The organism is Brachybacterium ginsengisoli (genome assembly GCF_002407065.1).
In the GTDB taxonomy this organism is placed as follows: Bacteria; Actinomycetota; Actinomycetes; order Actinomycetales; family Dermabacteraceae; genus Brachybacterium; species Brachybacterium ginsengisoli.
The window spans coordinates 3,839,449-3,852,756 of record NZ_CP023564.1; the positions used below are offsets into that span (position 1 = coordinate 3,839,449).

The 13,308-nt window shown below is 71.8% G+C and carries 12 protein-coding genes; 7 read left to right on the top strand and 5 right to left on the bottom strand.

Features of this window, described 5'->3' with window-relative positions; translation table 11 throughout:
* Nucleotides 1–81: 81 nt before the first annotated feature.
* The 4 genes from CFK41_RS17115 to CFK41_RS18250 all read right to left on the bottom strand — a co-directional run bounded on the left by CFK41_RS17115 (nucleotide 82) and on the right by CFK41_RS18250 (nucleotide 4,039).
* Nucleotides 82–1,068, bottom strand: a complete 987-nt coding sequence (locus CFK41_RS17115; RefSeq protein ID WP_096800767.1) for a 3-hydroxyacyl-CoA dehydrogenase family protein — start codon at nucleotides 1,066–1,068, stop codon at nucleotides 82–84.
* 188 nt (nucleotides 1,069–1,256) lie between these two features.
* Nucleotides 1,257–2,060: an SDR family NAD(P)-dependent oxidoreductase gene (locus tag CFK41_RS17120; protein ID WP_096800768.1), complete on the bottom strand. Its 804-nt coding sequence runs from the start codon at nucleotides 2,058–2,060 to the stop codon at nucleotides 1,257–1,259.
* A gap of 74 nt (nucleotides 2,061–2,134) precedes the next feature.
* Complete coding sequence (locus CFK41_RS17125) at nucleotides 2,135–3,064, bottom strand: sugar phosphate isomerase/epimerase family protein (RefSeq protein WP_096800769.1); 930 nt, start codon at nucleotides 3,062–3,064, stop codon at nucleotides 2,135–2,137.
* Nucleotides 3,065–3,229: 165 nt separating this feature from the next.
* Complete coding sequence (locus CFK41_RS18250) at nucleotides 3,230–4,039, bottom strand: FadR/GntR family transcriptional regulator (RefSeq protein WP_321169379.1); 810 nt, start codon at nucleotides 4,037–4,039, stop codon at nucleotides 3,230–3,232.
* A 198-nt stretch (nucleotides 4,040–4,237) separates the two neighbouring features.
* On the opposite strand from CFK41_RS18250, the gene CFK41_RS17135 reads away from it, so the two are divergent.
* The 6 genes from CFK41_RS17135 to CFK41_RS17165 all read left to right on the top strand — a co-directional run bounded on the left by CFK41_RS17135 (nucleotide 4,238) and on the right by CFK41_RS17165 (nucleotide 10,853).
* Complete coding sequence (locus CFK41_RS17135) at nucleotides 4,238–5,065, top strand: sugar phosphate isomerase/epimerase family protein (RefSeq protein WP_096800770.1); 828 nt, start codon at nucleotides 4,238–4,240, stop codon at nucleotides 5,063–5,065.
* Between the two features lie 92 nt (nucleotides 5,066–5,157).
* Nucleotides 5,158–6,060, top strand: coding sequence for a phosphogluconate dehydrogenase C-terminal domain-containing protein (locus CFK41_RS17140; RefSeq protein WP_096800771.1), 903 nt, complete (start codon nucleotides 5,158–5,160; stop codon nucleotides 6,058–6,060).
* A gap of 68 nt (nucleotides 6,061–6,128) precedes the next feature.
* Nucleotides 6,129–7,535: a GntT/GntP/DsdX family permease gene (locus CFK41_RS17145; protein WP_096800772.1), complete on the top strand. Its 1,407-nt coding sequence runs from the start codon at nucleotides 6,129–6,131 to the stop codon at nucleotides 7,533–7,535.
* Between the two features lie 167 nt (nucleotides 7,536–7,702).
* Nucleotides 7,703–9,418 (top strand): dihydroxyacetone kinase family protein, encoded by a 1,716-nt coding sequence (locus CFK41_RS17150; RefSeq protein ID WP_096800773.1) that lies wholly within the window; start codon nucleotides 7,703–7,705, stop codon nucleotides 9,416–9,418.
* Between the two features lie 96 nt (nucleotides 9,419–9,514).
* On the top strand, nucleotides 9,515–9,985 hold the full coding sequence (locus CFK41_RS17155; protein WP_096800774.1) for a ribose-5-phosphate isomerase: 471 nt from the start codon (nucleotides 9,515–9,517) through the stop codon (nucleotides 9,983–9,985).
* Nucleotides 9,986–10,091: 106 nt separating this feature from the next.
* Nucleotides 10,092–10,853: a triose-phosphate isomerase gene (locus tag CFK41_RS17165; protein ID WP_096800776.1), complete on the top strand. Its 762-nt coding sequence runs from the start codon at nucleotides 10,092–10,094 to the stop codon at nucleotides 10,851–10,853.
* A 55-nt stretch (nucleotides 10,854–10,908) separates the two neighbouring features.
* Here CFK41_RS17165 and CFK41_RS17170 read toward each other — a convergent pair whose 3' ends face one another.
* Entirely contained in the window at nucleotides 10,909–12,171 is a 1,263-nt protein-coding gene (locus CFK41_RS17170) for a prolyl oligopeptidase family serine peptidase (protein ID WP_096800777.1), read from the bottom strand.
* A 236-nt stretch (nucleotides 12,172–12,407) separates the two neighbouring features.
* On the opposite strand from CFK41_RS17170, the gene CFK41_RS17175 reads away from it, so the two are divergent.
* Entirely contained in the window at nucleotides 12,408–13,307 is a 900-nt protein-coding gene (locus CFK41_RS17175) for a hypothetical protein (protein WP_169928861.1), read from the top strand.
* Nucleotide 13,308 lies beyond the last annotated feature (1 nt).

Here is a 13,308-nt window from a genome sequence, read left to right on the forward strand (position 1 = left end):
GGGCGGCGATGCCCGGCCGACGGGCATGGCCCGGCGGATGGTGGTGGGGGTCCGGGCCGGCGCGAGCCGGCCCGGAGGGGGTCAGGCGTTCTTCGGGGTGGCCTTCGGGGCCGGGCCGAGCTCGGCGAGGAGCTGGGACATCTTGGCGTAGGCCTTGTTGCGGTAGGCGATGAGCTCCGCGGCGGTGGCCTCGTCGTAGTCGCCCAGCAGGCCCTTGCCGTTCTTGACGCCCTTGCGGTCCTCGGCGACGGAGTCGGTGAGGATCTTCGGGGTGGACAGGCGGTCGCCGAAGGCGTCCTCGAAGGTCACGAAGCAGTTGGCGTAGACGTCCAGGCCGGCCTGGTCGGCGATCGCGAACGGGCCGAAGAAGCCCAGACGGAAGCCGAAGGTGGTGCGGACGATGGTGTCGACGTCCTCGGCGGTGGCGACGCCCTCCTCGACCACCGAGGTGGCCTCCTTGAGCAGCGCGTACTGGAGGCGGTTGAGGACCATGCCGGGGGTGTCGGCGACCTGGGCGCCCTGGTTGCCGGACTTCTCCAGCAGCTCCTTGACCGCGGCGACGGCCTCGGGGGTGGTCGACTCGCCGGCGACGAGCTCGACGCCGGGGATGAAGGGGGCCGGGTTGGAGAAGTGCACGGTGAGGAAGCGCTCGGGGTTCTTCACGGCGCTGACGAGCTCCTTGACCGGGATGGTCGAGGTGTTCGTGCCGATGATCGCGTCGGGGCGGGCGTGCTCCGAGATGGTCGCGAGGACGTCGCGCTTGACGTCGAGGCGCTCGAAGACGGCCTCCTCGATGAAGTCGACGTCGGAGACGGCGTCCTCGAGGGTCTTGCCGGCGGAGATGTTCTTCTCGACGAGATCGGCGGAGCCCGGGGCGTACAGGCCCTGCGCCTCGAAGTCCCGCGCCTCCTGGCGGAGGCGCTCGAGGGAGGCGTTCGCGTTCTCGACGCTGACGTCGGCCACGGTCACCTGGAAGCCGGCGATGGCGAGGACCTGGGCGATGCCGCCGCCCATGTAGCCCGCGCCCACGATGGTCACGGTGGAGATGGTCGAAACGGTGGTGGTCATGAGGGGACTCCTTCGTCGATGGTGCCGCGGCCGAGGGCTCCTGAGGGGAGCCGGTCGTCGGCCGGTCAGGGCGAGCCTATCGATCCTATTGGATATTGACTAGTGGTGGAACCGGCGGCCCCGCACGGCGGGCACCGCCTCCCGCGGAGCCTTCCCGGCGGCGAGGCCAACGGGAGGGCGGCCGGGGATCAGTGCATGTGCTTGCCGCCGTCGACGCTGATCGAGGTGCCGCTGACGAAGCTCGAGTCCTCGCTGACCAGGAAGTTGATCAGGCCGGCGACCTCCTCGGGCTGGCCCACCCGCTGCAGCGGGATGTTCGCGCTCATGCCCGCCTTGCGCTCGTCGGTGAGGGTGCCGCCCATGATGTCGGTGTCGATCGGGCCGGGCAGGATCACGTTGGCGGTGATGCCGTGCTCGCCCAGCTCGCGGGCCGCGCCGCGGGTCAGGCCCTGCACGGCGGCCTTCGCGGCCGCGTAGCCGGTCTTGGAGAAGGTGCCGCCGCCGTCGAGCGCGGTGATCGAGGAGGTGTTCACGATCCGGCCGCCCACGCCGCCGTCGATCATGCGCCGGGCCGCGGCCTGCATCATCAGCAGGGTGCCCTTGCCGTTGACGTCCATGACGCGGTCCCAGATCTCCGAGGTGATCTCGAAGATCGAGTGGGGACTGGGGATGCCGGCGAGGTTCACGAGCGCCACCAGCTGGGGAAGCTCGGCGTCGACGCGCTCGAAGGCGGCGTCGACCGAGGCCTGGTCGCTGATGTCCACGCCCACGCCGATCACGCGCAGCCCCGACTCGGCGGGGATCTCGGCGGTCAGCTCGGCCGCGAACTCCTCGACGGCGGCGCCGTCGATGTCGGCCGCGGCCACGTTCCAGCCCTCAGCGACGAGCTTGCGCACCACTCGTCGGCCGATGCCCCGGGGGGCGCCGGCGCCGGTGACCAGCGCGGTGCGCTGGGCGGGGAAGGGCTGGATGGTCGTCGTCTCGATGGTCATGCGGGTTCTCCTTCGAACGGTTCTCGATGCGGACGGTGCCGCCCGGCCGCCTCGTGGGGCCGGGCGCCCGGGGGTCAAGCGGACTCGGCGAGCGCCGAGGTGAGGACCTGGCGGATGTAGTGCACGTTCTCGGCGATGACGCCGAGGGAGTCGGAGCCGTAGTGCTCGCAGCAGAACGGTCCGGTGTAGCCGAGCTCGAGGGCGCGGCGGATCACGGTGCGGTAGTTGATGTAGCCGTACTTCAGCGGCATCGGCGCGCTCGAGTAGGCGCCGGTGGCCGCGTCGTAGTCGCGGGTGTAGTTCTTGATGTGCCAGAAGTTCGAGTGCGGCAGGACCTTCTCGAACATGTCCGACCACGGCTCGACCTCGCGGTGCAGGCGCACGAGGTTGCCGAGATCGGGGTTCAGGCCCACGGCGTCGTGGTCGACGTCCTTGAGGAACGAGACGGCCTCGTCGGCGGTGCCCACGTAGGTGTCCTCGTACATCTCGAGGCTGAGCTGGATGCCCTGCGCCTTCGCGGCGTCGCCGAGCTCACGGGTGCGCTCGATGGCGAGATCGCGCAGCGCCGGGTCGTCCACGTGGCCGTCCTCGAGCCAGAACCAGATCGCCTGGGCCTGCTTCTCGGTGAGGCCCTGCATGAAGCCGGTGTTCACGACGGAGACGCCGAAGCTCGGCGCGATCTCGAGGAAGCGGTGGGCGTCGGCGAGGTTCTCCTCGCCGTGCTCGACGTCGACGATCGAGTTGCGGGTCATGGAGATCGAGGAGAGGGACAGGCCCTCGCCGTCGAGCACACGACGGAACTCCTCGATGCGCTCGTCGCTCAGCTTCGCGAGCGGCAGCCAGGCGTCGGTCGGATCGACCTGGTCCACGCCGAGCTCCTTGACCTGGCGCAGCTGCGAGGCCCAGACCGAGGAGGAGGCCTCCAGCGTGGGCGTGCCGTCCGAGGTCCTGCTGCCGAACGAGAGCATGTTGGCGCCGATCGGCCAGTTCTCTGCGGTGAACATCGTCGTCCCTTCAGGATGCGAGAAGAATACCCGTGGATCCTATAGGAAAGCGTGCGGCTGTGGGAAGACGTTGCGGCCGGCGAGTGCCGCCCGAGACTCTTCCGGCTGCGTGAGCAGGGCGGATCCGGCGGGCGTCCGCGCCGGAACCTCGAGCGTCGCCGATGCTCAGGCCCCGTCGTCAGCCGTCGAGGTCGAGCTGCGCAGCACGCGGGCCGACGCCGTGTCCATGTGGCGGGCCATCGCGGCGGCGACCGCGACGGCGTCGCGATCGGCCACGGCGCGGGCGATCTCGGTGTGCTCGCGGATCGCGTCCTCGATGTCCGCCCGGCGGTCCACGGCGTTCTCGAACCACACGCGCAGCAGGGTGCGGGTGGTCGAGAGCAGCTCGGCGAGCAGGGTGTTCCCACCCATCAGGGCGAGCTCGCGATGGAAGGCGATGTCCGCCTCGACATAGCGCTCATGGTCGTCGGCCGCCTCGCGCTGCAGCTCGACCAGCTCGAGGAGGTGCCGGGCCTGCTCGTCGGTCCGCAGGGTCGCGGCGAGCTCGGCCGCGCTGCGCTCGAGGGCCGCGCGCACGACGGTCAGCTCCGCAGTGCGCTCCTGATCCAGCAGCAGCGACCAGGACAGCGTGCTGGGCAGCAGCTCGGAGGTGCCCGAGCGCAGGTAGCTCCCGGAGCCGGCGCGGGTCTCGACGATGCCGAGCACCTCGAGGGCCGAGATCGCCTCCCGCACGGCGCTGCGCCCCACGCCCAGATCCTCCGCGAGGGACCTCTCGCCCGGGAGCCGGTCGCCGGGGCGCATGCTCTCGCCGAGCAGGAGGTCCAGGAGCCGGAAGGTGACAGCGCTGCTCGGTGAGCGGCCGATCCCCAGCGGGCCGTCGGGGGTTCCCGGCTCCACGCCCGACGGGCTCAGCGAGGAGAGGGTCGCCCGGCCACGGGGGCGGTTCGGCGCGGCGGGATCGGTCGTGGCGTTCACGCGCCTCAGCGTACCGGCGGCGCGCGGCGGTCGCCCCCCAAAGTGGCCAACCGGTTGACCAGTTGCGGGTTCTCGTTCTAGGGTTCCGACGACACCACGGACACGACCGGCTGCACGCCGGGGGCGGCGCACGGCCTGCGCACCGCTCCCCCGCTCCCGGATCGGCCACCGCGACGCACACGACGGAGTGACCAGCGCATGAAGATCGGCATCGGCACGTACTCCCTGTTCTGGGAGTTCTCGGACCGCACCCCCGAGCCCCTGGGCATCGCCGGGATGATCGACCGCGCCGCCTCCCTGGACTGCGAGGTCTTCCAGATCTGCGATGACCCGCGTCTCGAGGAGATGGAGGCCGACGAGGTCCGAGGACTGCGCGAGCGCGCCGAGCTGCTCGACCTCGAGCTCGAGCTCGGCACCCGCGCCGTCGCCCGCGACCATCTCGATCGGTACCTCGATCTCGCCGAGGCGCTCGGCGCGACGACGCTGCGCTCGATGGTCCAGAGCCAGGAGATCCAGCCCGGTCCGGAGGCGGCGATCGCCGAGCTGCGCGCCGTGCTCCCCCGCCTCGAGGCCACCGGGATCACCCTGGCCCTGGAGACCTACGAGCAGGTGCCCACCGAGACCCTGCTCGAGATCGTCGCGGCCGTGGACTCCCCTCACCTGGGCATCTGCCTGGACCCGGCCAACTGCGTCTCCGCCCTGGAGCATCCGAAGGACGTCGTGGACGGCTGCGCCGCGCGCACTGCGAACCTCCACGTCAAGGACTTCGCCTTCGCCCGCCAGGAGGGCTGGGTGGGATTCACCTACTCCGGCGCACCGCTCGGCGACGGCCTCCTCGACCTCGAGCACGAGCTCTCCGCCGTCTACGCGGAGGGCCGCTCCCCCAGTGCGATCGTCGAGCACTGGCTGCCCTGGCAGGGCGACCTCGAGAGCACCCTCGCCACGGAGCGCGCCTGGACGACGCGCACCCTGACCGCGCTGCGCGACTGGCGCAGCGCCCACCTCCCGTCGGCCGCACGCGGCTGAACGACCCCTGCGGCGCCCGCCGCCCCCGACGGACCCCGGCACCGGGGTCCACCGCACGACATCTGTCGCATCACCATGAAGGAGTCACACCGATGACCAGCTCCAAGGAACTCAACCCCCTGTTCGGCAAGACCGTCGAGCTCGATCCCTCGATCACCGTCGCCGTCGTCGGCGCCGCCGGGAAGATGGGCACCCGCGTCTCGAACAACCTCAACCTCACCGACGCCCCGATCCACTACGTCGAGGCCTCCGAGGCCGGCCAGCAGCGCCTGAAGGAGCTGGGCCGCGAGGTCTCCACCCTCGAGGACGCCGCCGCCGCGGCCGACGTCGTGATCCTCGCCGTCCCCGACGTGATCCTCGGGAAGATCTCCGAGCAGGCCGTGCCGCTCATGAAGGACGGCGCGGTGCTCCTGACCCTGGACCCGGCCGCCGCCTACGCCGGGCTGCTCGCGGAGCGCGAGGGCGTCCACCAGGCCTGCGCGCACCCCGCGCACCCCTCCGTCTTCCTCGAGCGCACCACCCCCGAGGAGTGGGCCGACACCTTCGGCGGGATCGCCGCGCCGCAGGAGGTCGTCGCCGCGTACGAGGGCGGCGACGAGCGCGTCCAGCAGCTCACCGCGCAGGTCATCCGCGCGATCTACGCCCCCGTCATCGATGTCCACTGGGTCACCGTCAAGCAGCTCGCCCAGCTCGAGCCCACCCTCGTGGAGACCACCGGCTGCATGATCGGCCAGTTCCTCAAGGACTCGATGGACCACGCGATCCACGAGGTCGGCATCCCCGAGGACGCGGTCAAGGCCCTCTTCTACGGCCACATCTTCATCTCGCTCACCAACGCCCTGCGCGGCTCGAACCCCTTCTCGGAGGCCTGCCTGCGCGCCATGGACTACGGCCGCGACAGCATCATCAAGCCCGACTGGACGAAGGTCTGGGACGACGCGGAGCTCGACACCGTCCTCGCCCAGATGCTCAACCTCGACAAGATCGAGCGCTGACCAGCCAGGACACACCGCCGGGCGTGGGCGACGACGCCCACCCCGGCCCTCTCGAAGGAACCCCCCCAATGGACCCCCTGCTCCTCGTCGCCATCGCCGCCGGCGCGATCGCGATCCTGCTGTTCACCGTCATCAGGCTGAAGTGGCCGGCCTTCGTCTCCCTGCTGGTCGTGGCCGTGCTGACCGCGCTGGCGGGCGGCGTCGCCGTCCAGGACGTCATCCCCCTGATGATCGAGGGGATGGGAGGCACCCTCGGCAGCGTCGCCCTGCTCGTCGGTCTCGGCGCCATGCTCGGAGGCATCATCGAGCGCACCGGAGGGGCGGAGGTCATCGCCCGCGCCGCCGCACGGGCGCTCGGCGAGAAGCGCCTCGAGCAGGCCCTCCTCCTCTCCTCGGGCCTCGTCGCGATCCCGATCTTCTTCGACGTCGCCTTCATCATCCTGGTCCCGATCATCTTCGCCTTCGCGAAGGCGGCCGGGCATCGCGGACCGGTCGCGATCGGCATGCCGGTCGCCGTGTTCATGGTGTTCATCCACAACACGGTCCCGCCGCATCCGGGGGTCGTCGGCTCGACCACCCTGCTCGGCCAGGACCTGATGGGCCTGGTGACCCTCTCGGGCATCGTGCTCGCGATCCCCATGGGCCTGCTCGTGCACCTGCTGGGCAGGCGGATCACCTCGCGCGCCTTCGCGCTGTCGACCGAGATCGAGGAGAAGTACGACGGCGCCGGGGCGGCCTCCCTCGACGACCACGGTGCGGGCGAGGGCGCAGCGACCGGGCAGTCCGACGACCGACCCGTCGGCCGCCCGTCGGCTCCCCTCGTCATCACCCTGATCCTGCTGCCGATCCTGCTGATCGCGATCGGCACCGTCGGCTCGCTCGTGGTCCCCGAGGGGTCGACCGCCGCGAACGTCGTCTCCTTCCTCGGCGCACCGGCCTTCGCCCTGCTCGTGGCCACCCTCTCCGCGATGTACCTGATGGGACTCCGGCACGGCTGGGGCCGGGAGCAGATCAGCGAGGTGATGGACGGGGCGCTCGGCCCCGCCGCGATCGTCATCCTGGTCACCGGCGCGGGCGGCGTCTTCGCCAAGGTGCTCACCGAGACCGGTGTGGGCGATGCCGTCTCCGGGCTGCTGCTGGAGGCCGGTGTGCCGATCCTGCTGCTGGCGTTCCTGGTGGCGCTCGCCTTCAAGGTCGCCCAGGGCTCCGGCACCGTGGCGACGCTCTCCGCCGCGGGCATCGTGCAGGGTACGGTGCTGGGAGGGGACTACTCCTCGATGCAGATCGTGCTGATCATCCTCGCGATCGGGCTGGGTTCCCTGTCCCTGTCGCACATCAACGACTCGGGCTTCTGGATCGCGACGAAGTTCCTGGGCCTCTCCGTGGCGGACGGCCTGCGCACGTGGACCGTGATGACCACGGTGCTGGGCTTCTCGAGCATGGTGCTGCTGAGCCTGGCCTGGCTCGTCGTCTGACCCGAGCCGAGCGCCCGTGCCGCCTCGGCGCGGGCGCCCGCCGTCCTTGTCCCCCCTCTCCAGATTCCTATAGGATCGCTCGAGACCTCAGAGGCGCTCGTCCGCCCAGTCCCACACCACCACCATGCGCCGCCGCACCCTGGCGGCGACCTTCGGAGGAAAACACGATGACGTACCTCTTCAACGACCCGGCCGACTTCGCGTCCGACGCCGTCCACGGCCTCGCCCTGGCCCACCCCGACCACGTCGCGGTCGTCCACGGCGGCGTGGTGCGGCCCACCGAGACCCCCGCGGGCCAGCCCGCGCTGGTGATCGGCGGCGGCTCCGGCCACTACCCCGCCTTCGCCGGCTGGGTGGGCCCGGGCATGGGCCACGGCGCCCCCTGCGGCAACATCTTCTCCTCCCCGTCGGCCTCGCAGGTCTACTCGGTGGCCCGCAACGCCCAGAACGGCGGCGGCGTGATCCTCGGCTTCGGCAACTACGCCGGCGACGTGCTGCACTTCGGCGCCGCGGCGGAGAAGCTGCGCGCCGAGGGCGTGGACGTGCGGATCATCAAGGTCAGCGACGACATCGTCTCCAACTCCCCCGAGAACCACCGCGACCGCCGCGGCATCGCCGGCGACCTGCCCGTCTTCAAGATCGCGGGCGCCGCGATCGAGGCCGGCGCGGATCTCGACGCCGCCGAGGCCATCGCCTGGAAGGCCAACGACGCCACCCGCTCCTTCGGCGTCGCCTTCGACGGCCCCACCCTCCCCGGCGCGGAGAGCGCGCTGTTCCACGTCGAGGACGGCCAGATGGGCGTGGGCCTGGGCATCCACGGCGAGCCCGGCGTGCGCGACGAGAAGATCGGCACGGCCGACGAGATCGCGACCCTGCTGGTCGAGGGCGTCCTCGCCGAGCAGCCCGAGCGCGTCGAGGGCGGCTACCAGGGCCGCGCCGCGGTGCTCGTCAACGGCCTCGGCACCGTGAAGTACGAGGAGCTCTTCGTGGTCTACGCGAAGGTCGCCGAGCTGCTCGAGGCCGCGGGCATCACCCCGGTGCGCCCCGAGGTGGGCGAGCTCGTGACCAGCCTGGACATGTCCGGCCTCTCCCTGACGCTGGTCTTCCTCGACGAGGAGCTCGAGCAGCACTGGCTCGCCCCCGTCGACACCCCCGCCTTCCACCGCGGCGCGATGGAGCAGGCCCGGCGCACCCCGCGCTCCTCCTACTGGGAGCCCGGGGCCGACGAGATCCCCGCCGCGAGCGAGGAGTCCCGGGCGGCGGCGGCGAAGGCCGCGGCCGTGCTGGACCTGTTCGAGTCGGTCTGCGCGCGTGAGGAGGCCGAGCTGGGCCGGATCGACGCGATCGCCGGCGACGGGGACCACGGCCAGGGCATGGCGTACGGCTCCAAGGGCGCCGCGGCCGCCGCGAAGGAGGCCCTCGAGGGCGGCGCCGGTGCACGCACGCTGCTGGTCCGCGCCGGGGAGGCCTGGTCGGAGTCGGCCGGCGGCACCTCCGGTGCGCTCTGGGGCGCGGCCCTCATCGCCGCCGGCGGCGTGTTCGACGACCAGGCCGGGTCCGAGCCCCGCACCGTCGTCGACGCGATCGACGCCGGCATCGACGCGGTCCAGCGCCTGGGCGGTGCGACGGTGGGCGACAAGACCATGGTCGACGCCGCCGCACCCTTCCGCGAGACCCTGGACACGGCGTTCACCGGCGACAACGCCGCTGCAGCGATCCTCGAGGCGGCCGGCGTGGCCCGCGAGGCCGCCGACGCCACCGCCGACATCACCGCCACCCTGGGCCGCGCCCGCGTGCTCGGTGAGAAGTCGGTGGGCACCCCCGATCCCGGCGCGATCTCCTTCTCGATCCTCATGAAGGAGCTCGGGCAGCACCTGTCCTGATCCCTCGGGTTCGCGGGACCGGACCCCCGCGAGCCCTTCCCTGCAGGCGCCCCCGCCTGCGACCCTCGAAGCACGTCCTCTGAAGGAGAGAACCCCATGGCACTGAAGATCATCGTCGGCGGCGACAACGCAGGTTTCGGCTACAAGGAGGAGTTCAAGGCGCTCCTCGAGGCCGACGACCGCGTCGAGTCCGTGGTCGACGTCGGCGTCGGCTCGGCCGATGACGGCACCTACTACCCCAACGTCGCCGTCGCCGCGGCCGAGAAGGTCGCCGCCGGCGAAGCCGACCGCGCCCTGCTCATCTGCGGCACCGGCCTGGGCGTCGCGATCGCGGCGAACAAGGTCTCCGGCATCCGCGCCGTCACCGCGCACGACCTCTACTCCGTGCAGCGCTCCGTGCTCTCGAACAACGCGCAGGTGCTCTGCATGGGCCAGCGCGTGATCGGCCTCGAGTCCGCGAAGGAGCTCATCAAGGTGTGGCTGGACCTCGAGTTCGACCCGAACTCCTCCTCCGCCGCCAAGGTCGACGCGATCTGCGCCTACGACGGCTCGCTCGAGCAGGCCTGAGGCCACCGGCGGCGCCGGCCCCGCGCGGGTCGGCGCCGCACCCGACCGCCCACCAGGGTCAGCACGAACAGGGTCGCGAGCATCTCGGCCCCGATGGAGGAGAGACATGAGCAGCCTGTGGGTGGGCACCAGCTGGAAGATGAACAAGACCCTCGCCGAGGGCCGCGAATGGTCCCGTGGTCTGCGTGATCACCTGGGCGGGGGCGCTCCGGCCGGGGTGCAGCCGTTCGTGATCCCCTCGTTCACGGCCACCACCGCCGTCGCCGAGGAGCTCGGCGAGGGCTCCCCCGTGCTGCTCGGCGTGCAGAACGCGCACTGGGAGGACGCCGGGGCGTGGACCGGTGAGGTCTCGGTGCCGCAGGCGAAGGACGCCGGTGCCCGGATCGTCGAGATCGGCCACTCGGAGCGGCGCGAGCACTTCGGCGAGACCGTCGAGACCACGCGGCTCAAGGTCGCCGCCGCCCTCCGCCACGGCCTGACCCCGCTGCTGTGCATCGGCGAGAGCGCCGAGGTGAAGGACGCCGGCGGCTCCAGCGCGTTCATCCTCGACCAGGCGCGCGGCGCCCTCGAGGGGCTGAGCGCCGAGGAGCTCTCTCGCGTGGTGATCGCCTACGAGCCGATCTGGGCGATCGGCGAGACCGGCCGCCCGGCCACCGTCGAGGAGCTGATCGAGCCCTTCGAGGCGCTCGGCGCGGAGTACACCGGCACGGTGACGGGCCTGCTCTACGGCGGCTCCGTGAACCTCGACAACGCCGCCGGACTGCTCGGGATCCCGCACGTCACGGGCCTGTTCGTCGGCCGCACCGCCTGGGAGCTCGAGGGCTATCTCGAGCTGCTGCGCCTCGCCGAGGCCCACGCGGCAGGCTGACCCCGAGGACCGCTCCGGCCCCGCGCCGTCCGCGCGGGGCCGGAGCATCCGTCGCTCAGAGGCTCTGCGAGGCCATCCACTCCCAGAGGTGGACGCCCTGCTCCTGCGGGTCGTTGCGGCCGACGTAGATCCACGAGAAGTGCCCGGGGTAGTCCACGCCCTCCCAGACCACGTCCGGGTAGAGGCTCATGATCGAGCCCTCGATCAGCTCGTGGAAGCGCACCGTGTTCTCCTGCGGATCCAGCGTGGTGTCGTTCTCCGCGGCCACCAGCCAGGTGGGGGTGGAGGCGAGGGAGCTGAGGGTGTCGTCGCTGAGGTGGAACGTGCCCTCGGGTCCGCTCACCGCTCCGCAGATCGGCACCTGGGAGGCGAACTCCGTGGGGTTCTCGGCGACCATCTTCAGCGACATGTAGCCGCCGTTGGAGCAGCCGGTCACGTGGATGCGGTCCACGTCGATGTGCTCGTTCGCCACCACCTCGTCGATGACGGCCTGGATCTGCGGGGCGAAGCCGTCGCCGTCCTGCATCCAGGCCGAGGTGGACTGCGGAGCGAGCACGTACGCGCCGTCGAAGATCCGCTGCGCCTCGGCGGTGGCGAAGCCGAGCGCCCCGCGGTTCGCGCGCAGCGTGGACTCGTTGTCGTAGTAGTCGTTCCCGCCGGTGAGCAGGCCGCCCTCGCCGCCTCCGTGCAGCCACACCACCAGCGCCTTGTCGCGCCCCTTCTGGCCGCGGGCCGACGGGGTGAACAGCCGGTACTTCAGGCCGCCGTCGACCTGGTGATGGGTGAACTGGTCCACCTCCGGATTGCGCAGGTCCCCCTGGGTGAGCGGGTCGAGCACGAGCGGGTTCCCGGTGCCCCGGCGACGCAGCGGCGCGACCTGCGTGATCGTGTACTCGAGGTCGAGCCGGACGTTGCGGCTGCTGGTGTAGAGCAGGGTGTTCCCCGCGGTGACGTCGAAGCCGTGCTCGAGCTCGAGGACGGCGTCCTTGCCCTGCCAGCGGACCGCGGTGACGAGGCGGTCCTCCTCGAGCACGAGGCTCCCGTCGAGGGGGCTGGTGGCGCGCACGTGCACCGTGAAGGAGTCGACGGTGAGGGACTCGGGCCGGGCGGAGGCGAGCGCGGCGGAGCGCAGGGTCAGGGAGACCACCTGCTCCCCGCCGTCGAGCACCTCGGCGTCGAGGTGGTAGACGGTCGACGCCTCGGGGCCGCCGGTCGGAGCGGCAGTCGCCGCTCCTGCGGGGAGGAGCGCCGCGGCGCCGAGGGCGGTGCCCACGGCTCCCGAGGCGAGGAGGGAACGGCGGGGCAGGGCGGTGGTCATGGGGACTCCTTCGTCCGCGGGATTCCGAGGGGCGGCCGACGGGACAGCGCATGCCGCCCGCTCAGATTAGGGAGGGGTCACTATTGCGTCAAGGCTCTGACCACCACCCGGATGCCGCGGCCTGCCGTCCCCGAGCCCCGGGGTCCGAGGGCCGACGGTTCGGGGGATAGCCCCCCAGCCGATGCTCGGGGCCCCGCGATAGCCTGGATGCCCCGACCACAGGGAGGTCCGGTCCCATGAACGCCCAGAACCGTCCGTCCCGGCAGCAGCAGCCGCTGCGCCGCGGAGCACCCTCGCGCCGCGGCCCCGGAGGCCCGCGTGGCACGGGAGCGCCCTGGGCGACGACGTCGACGTCCTGGCGGACCGGCCGGGACCCGCTCGAGGGCACGATCCATGCCCCGCGCTCCCAGGCGATCTCCGCACCCCGCCGCCGGGGTCGCTGGCTCACCACGGGTGTGCCCGTCGTGCTCGCCGGGATGCTCGGGATCAGCAGCTTCATCCTCCTCGGCGTGAGCAGCCTGATGGGCGGCGCCGGGCTCCTCGAGCCGCTCCTGGCCGGGCTCGGCATCGCCGCGGTCACCGGCGGCGGCGCCGCGATCCTGCTGCGGAACCGTCGGCCGCGACCCGTGCGGCTGGGCCGCCCCTCCCCCGAGGTCCCCGCCGGGACCCGCGCGATGTTCGAGAAGATCGTCAAGGACTCCCGCCAGCAGAGCCGCCGGCTCCAGCGGATGCAGCGCCGTGCCCGCGGCCCGGCCGTGAAGCAGATCCTTCACCGCGCCGAGACCCTGCTGCTGCGCATCGACACCCTGCTGGGCTCGCCCGAACTCCAGACCCGCCGCGCCTCCGACGCCGACGTGATGCTGCTCGAGGGGATGGCGGACCGCTACGTCCCCGACCTCGTCGACGCGCTCGAGAACACCGTCGGTTTCCTCGCCCCCACCACCACGGAGGAGGCACGGGCGCGAGCGATCCAGAACCTGCACAGCATCGACGAGCAGCTGGTGGTGCTCGGCGGGAGCCTCGATCAGCTCGAGAACGACCTGGTCGGCGGGGTCACCCGCTCGCTGGACGTGCACTCGGAGTTCCTGCGGGCCCGCTTCTCGGAGCCCTCGGCGGATCCGCTCTTCGACCGCTGAG

Excerpts from the sequence above, each read along its gene's own strand:
- CFK41_RS17115 (WP_096800767.1), bottom strand. The coding sequence starts at position 1,068 with ATGACCACCACCGTTTCGACCATCTCCACCGTGACCATCGTGGGCGCG.
- CFK41_RS17120 (WP_096800768.1), bottom strand. The coding sequence starts at position 2,060 with ATGACCATCGAGACGACGACCATCCAGCCCTTCCCCGCCCAGCGCACC.
- CFK41_RS17125 (WP_096800769.1), bottom strand. The coding sequence starts at position 3,064 with ATGTTCACCGCAGAGAACTGGCCGATCGGCGCCAACATGCTCTCGTTC.
- CFK41_RS17135 (WP_096800770.1), top strand. The coding sequence starts at position 4,238 with ATGAAGATCGGCATCGGCACGTACTCCCTGTTCTGGGAGTTCTCGGAC.
- CFK41_RS17140 (WP_096800771.1), top strand. The coding sequence starts at position 5,158 with ATGACCAGCTCCAAGGAACTCAACCCCCTGTTCGGCAAGACCGTCGAG.
- CFK41_RS17145 (WP_096800772.1), top strand. The coding sequence starts at position 6,129 with ATGGACCCCCTGCTCCTCGTCGCCATCGCCGCCGGCGCGATCGCGATC.
- CFK41_RS17150 (WP_096800773.1), top strand. The coding sequence starts at position 7,703 with ATGACGTACCTCTTCAACGACCCGGCCGACTTCGCGTCCGACGCCGTC.
- CFK41_RS17155 (WP_096800774.1), top strand. The coding sequence starts at position 9,515 with ATGGCACTGAAGATCATCGTCGGCGGCGACAACGCAGGTTTCGGCTAC.
- CFK41_RS17165 (WP_096800776.1), top strand. The coding sequence starts at position 10,092 with ATGAGCAGCCTGTGGGTGGGCACCAGCTGGAAGATGAACAAGACCCTC.
- CFK41_RS17170 (WP_096800777.1), bottom strand. The coding sequence starts at position 12,171 with ATGACCACCGCCCTGCCCCGCCGTTCCCTCCTCGCCTCGGGAGCCGTG.
- CFK41_RS17175 (WP_169928861.1), top strand. The coding sequence starts at position 12,408 with ATGAACGCCCAGAACCGTCCGTCCCGGCAGCAGCAGCCGCTGCGCCGC.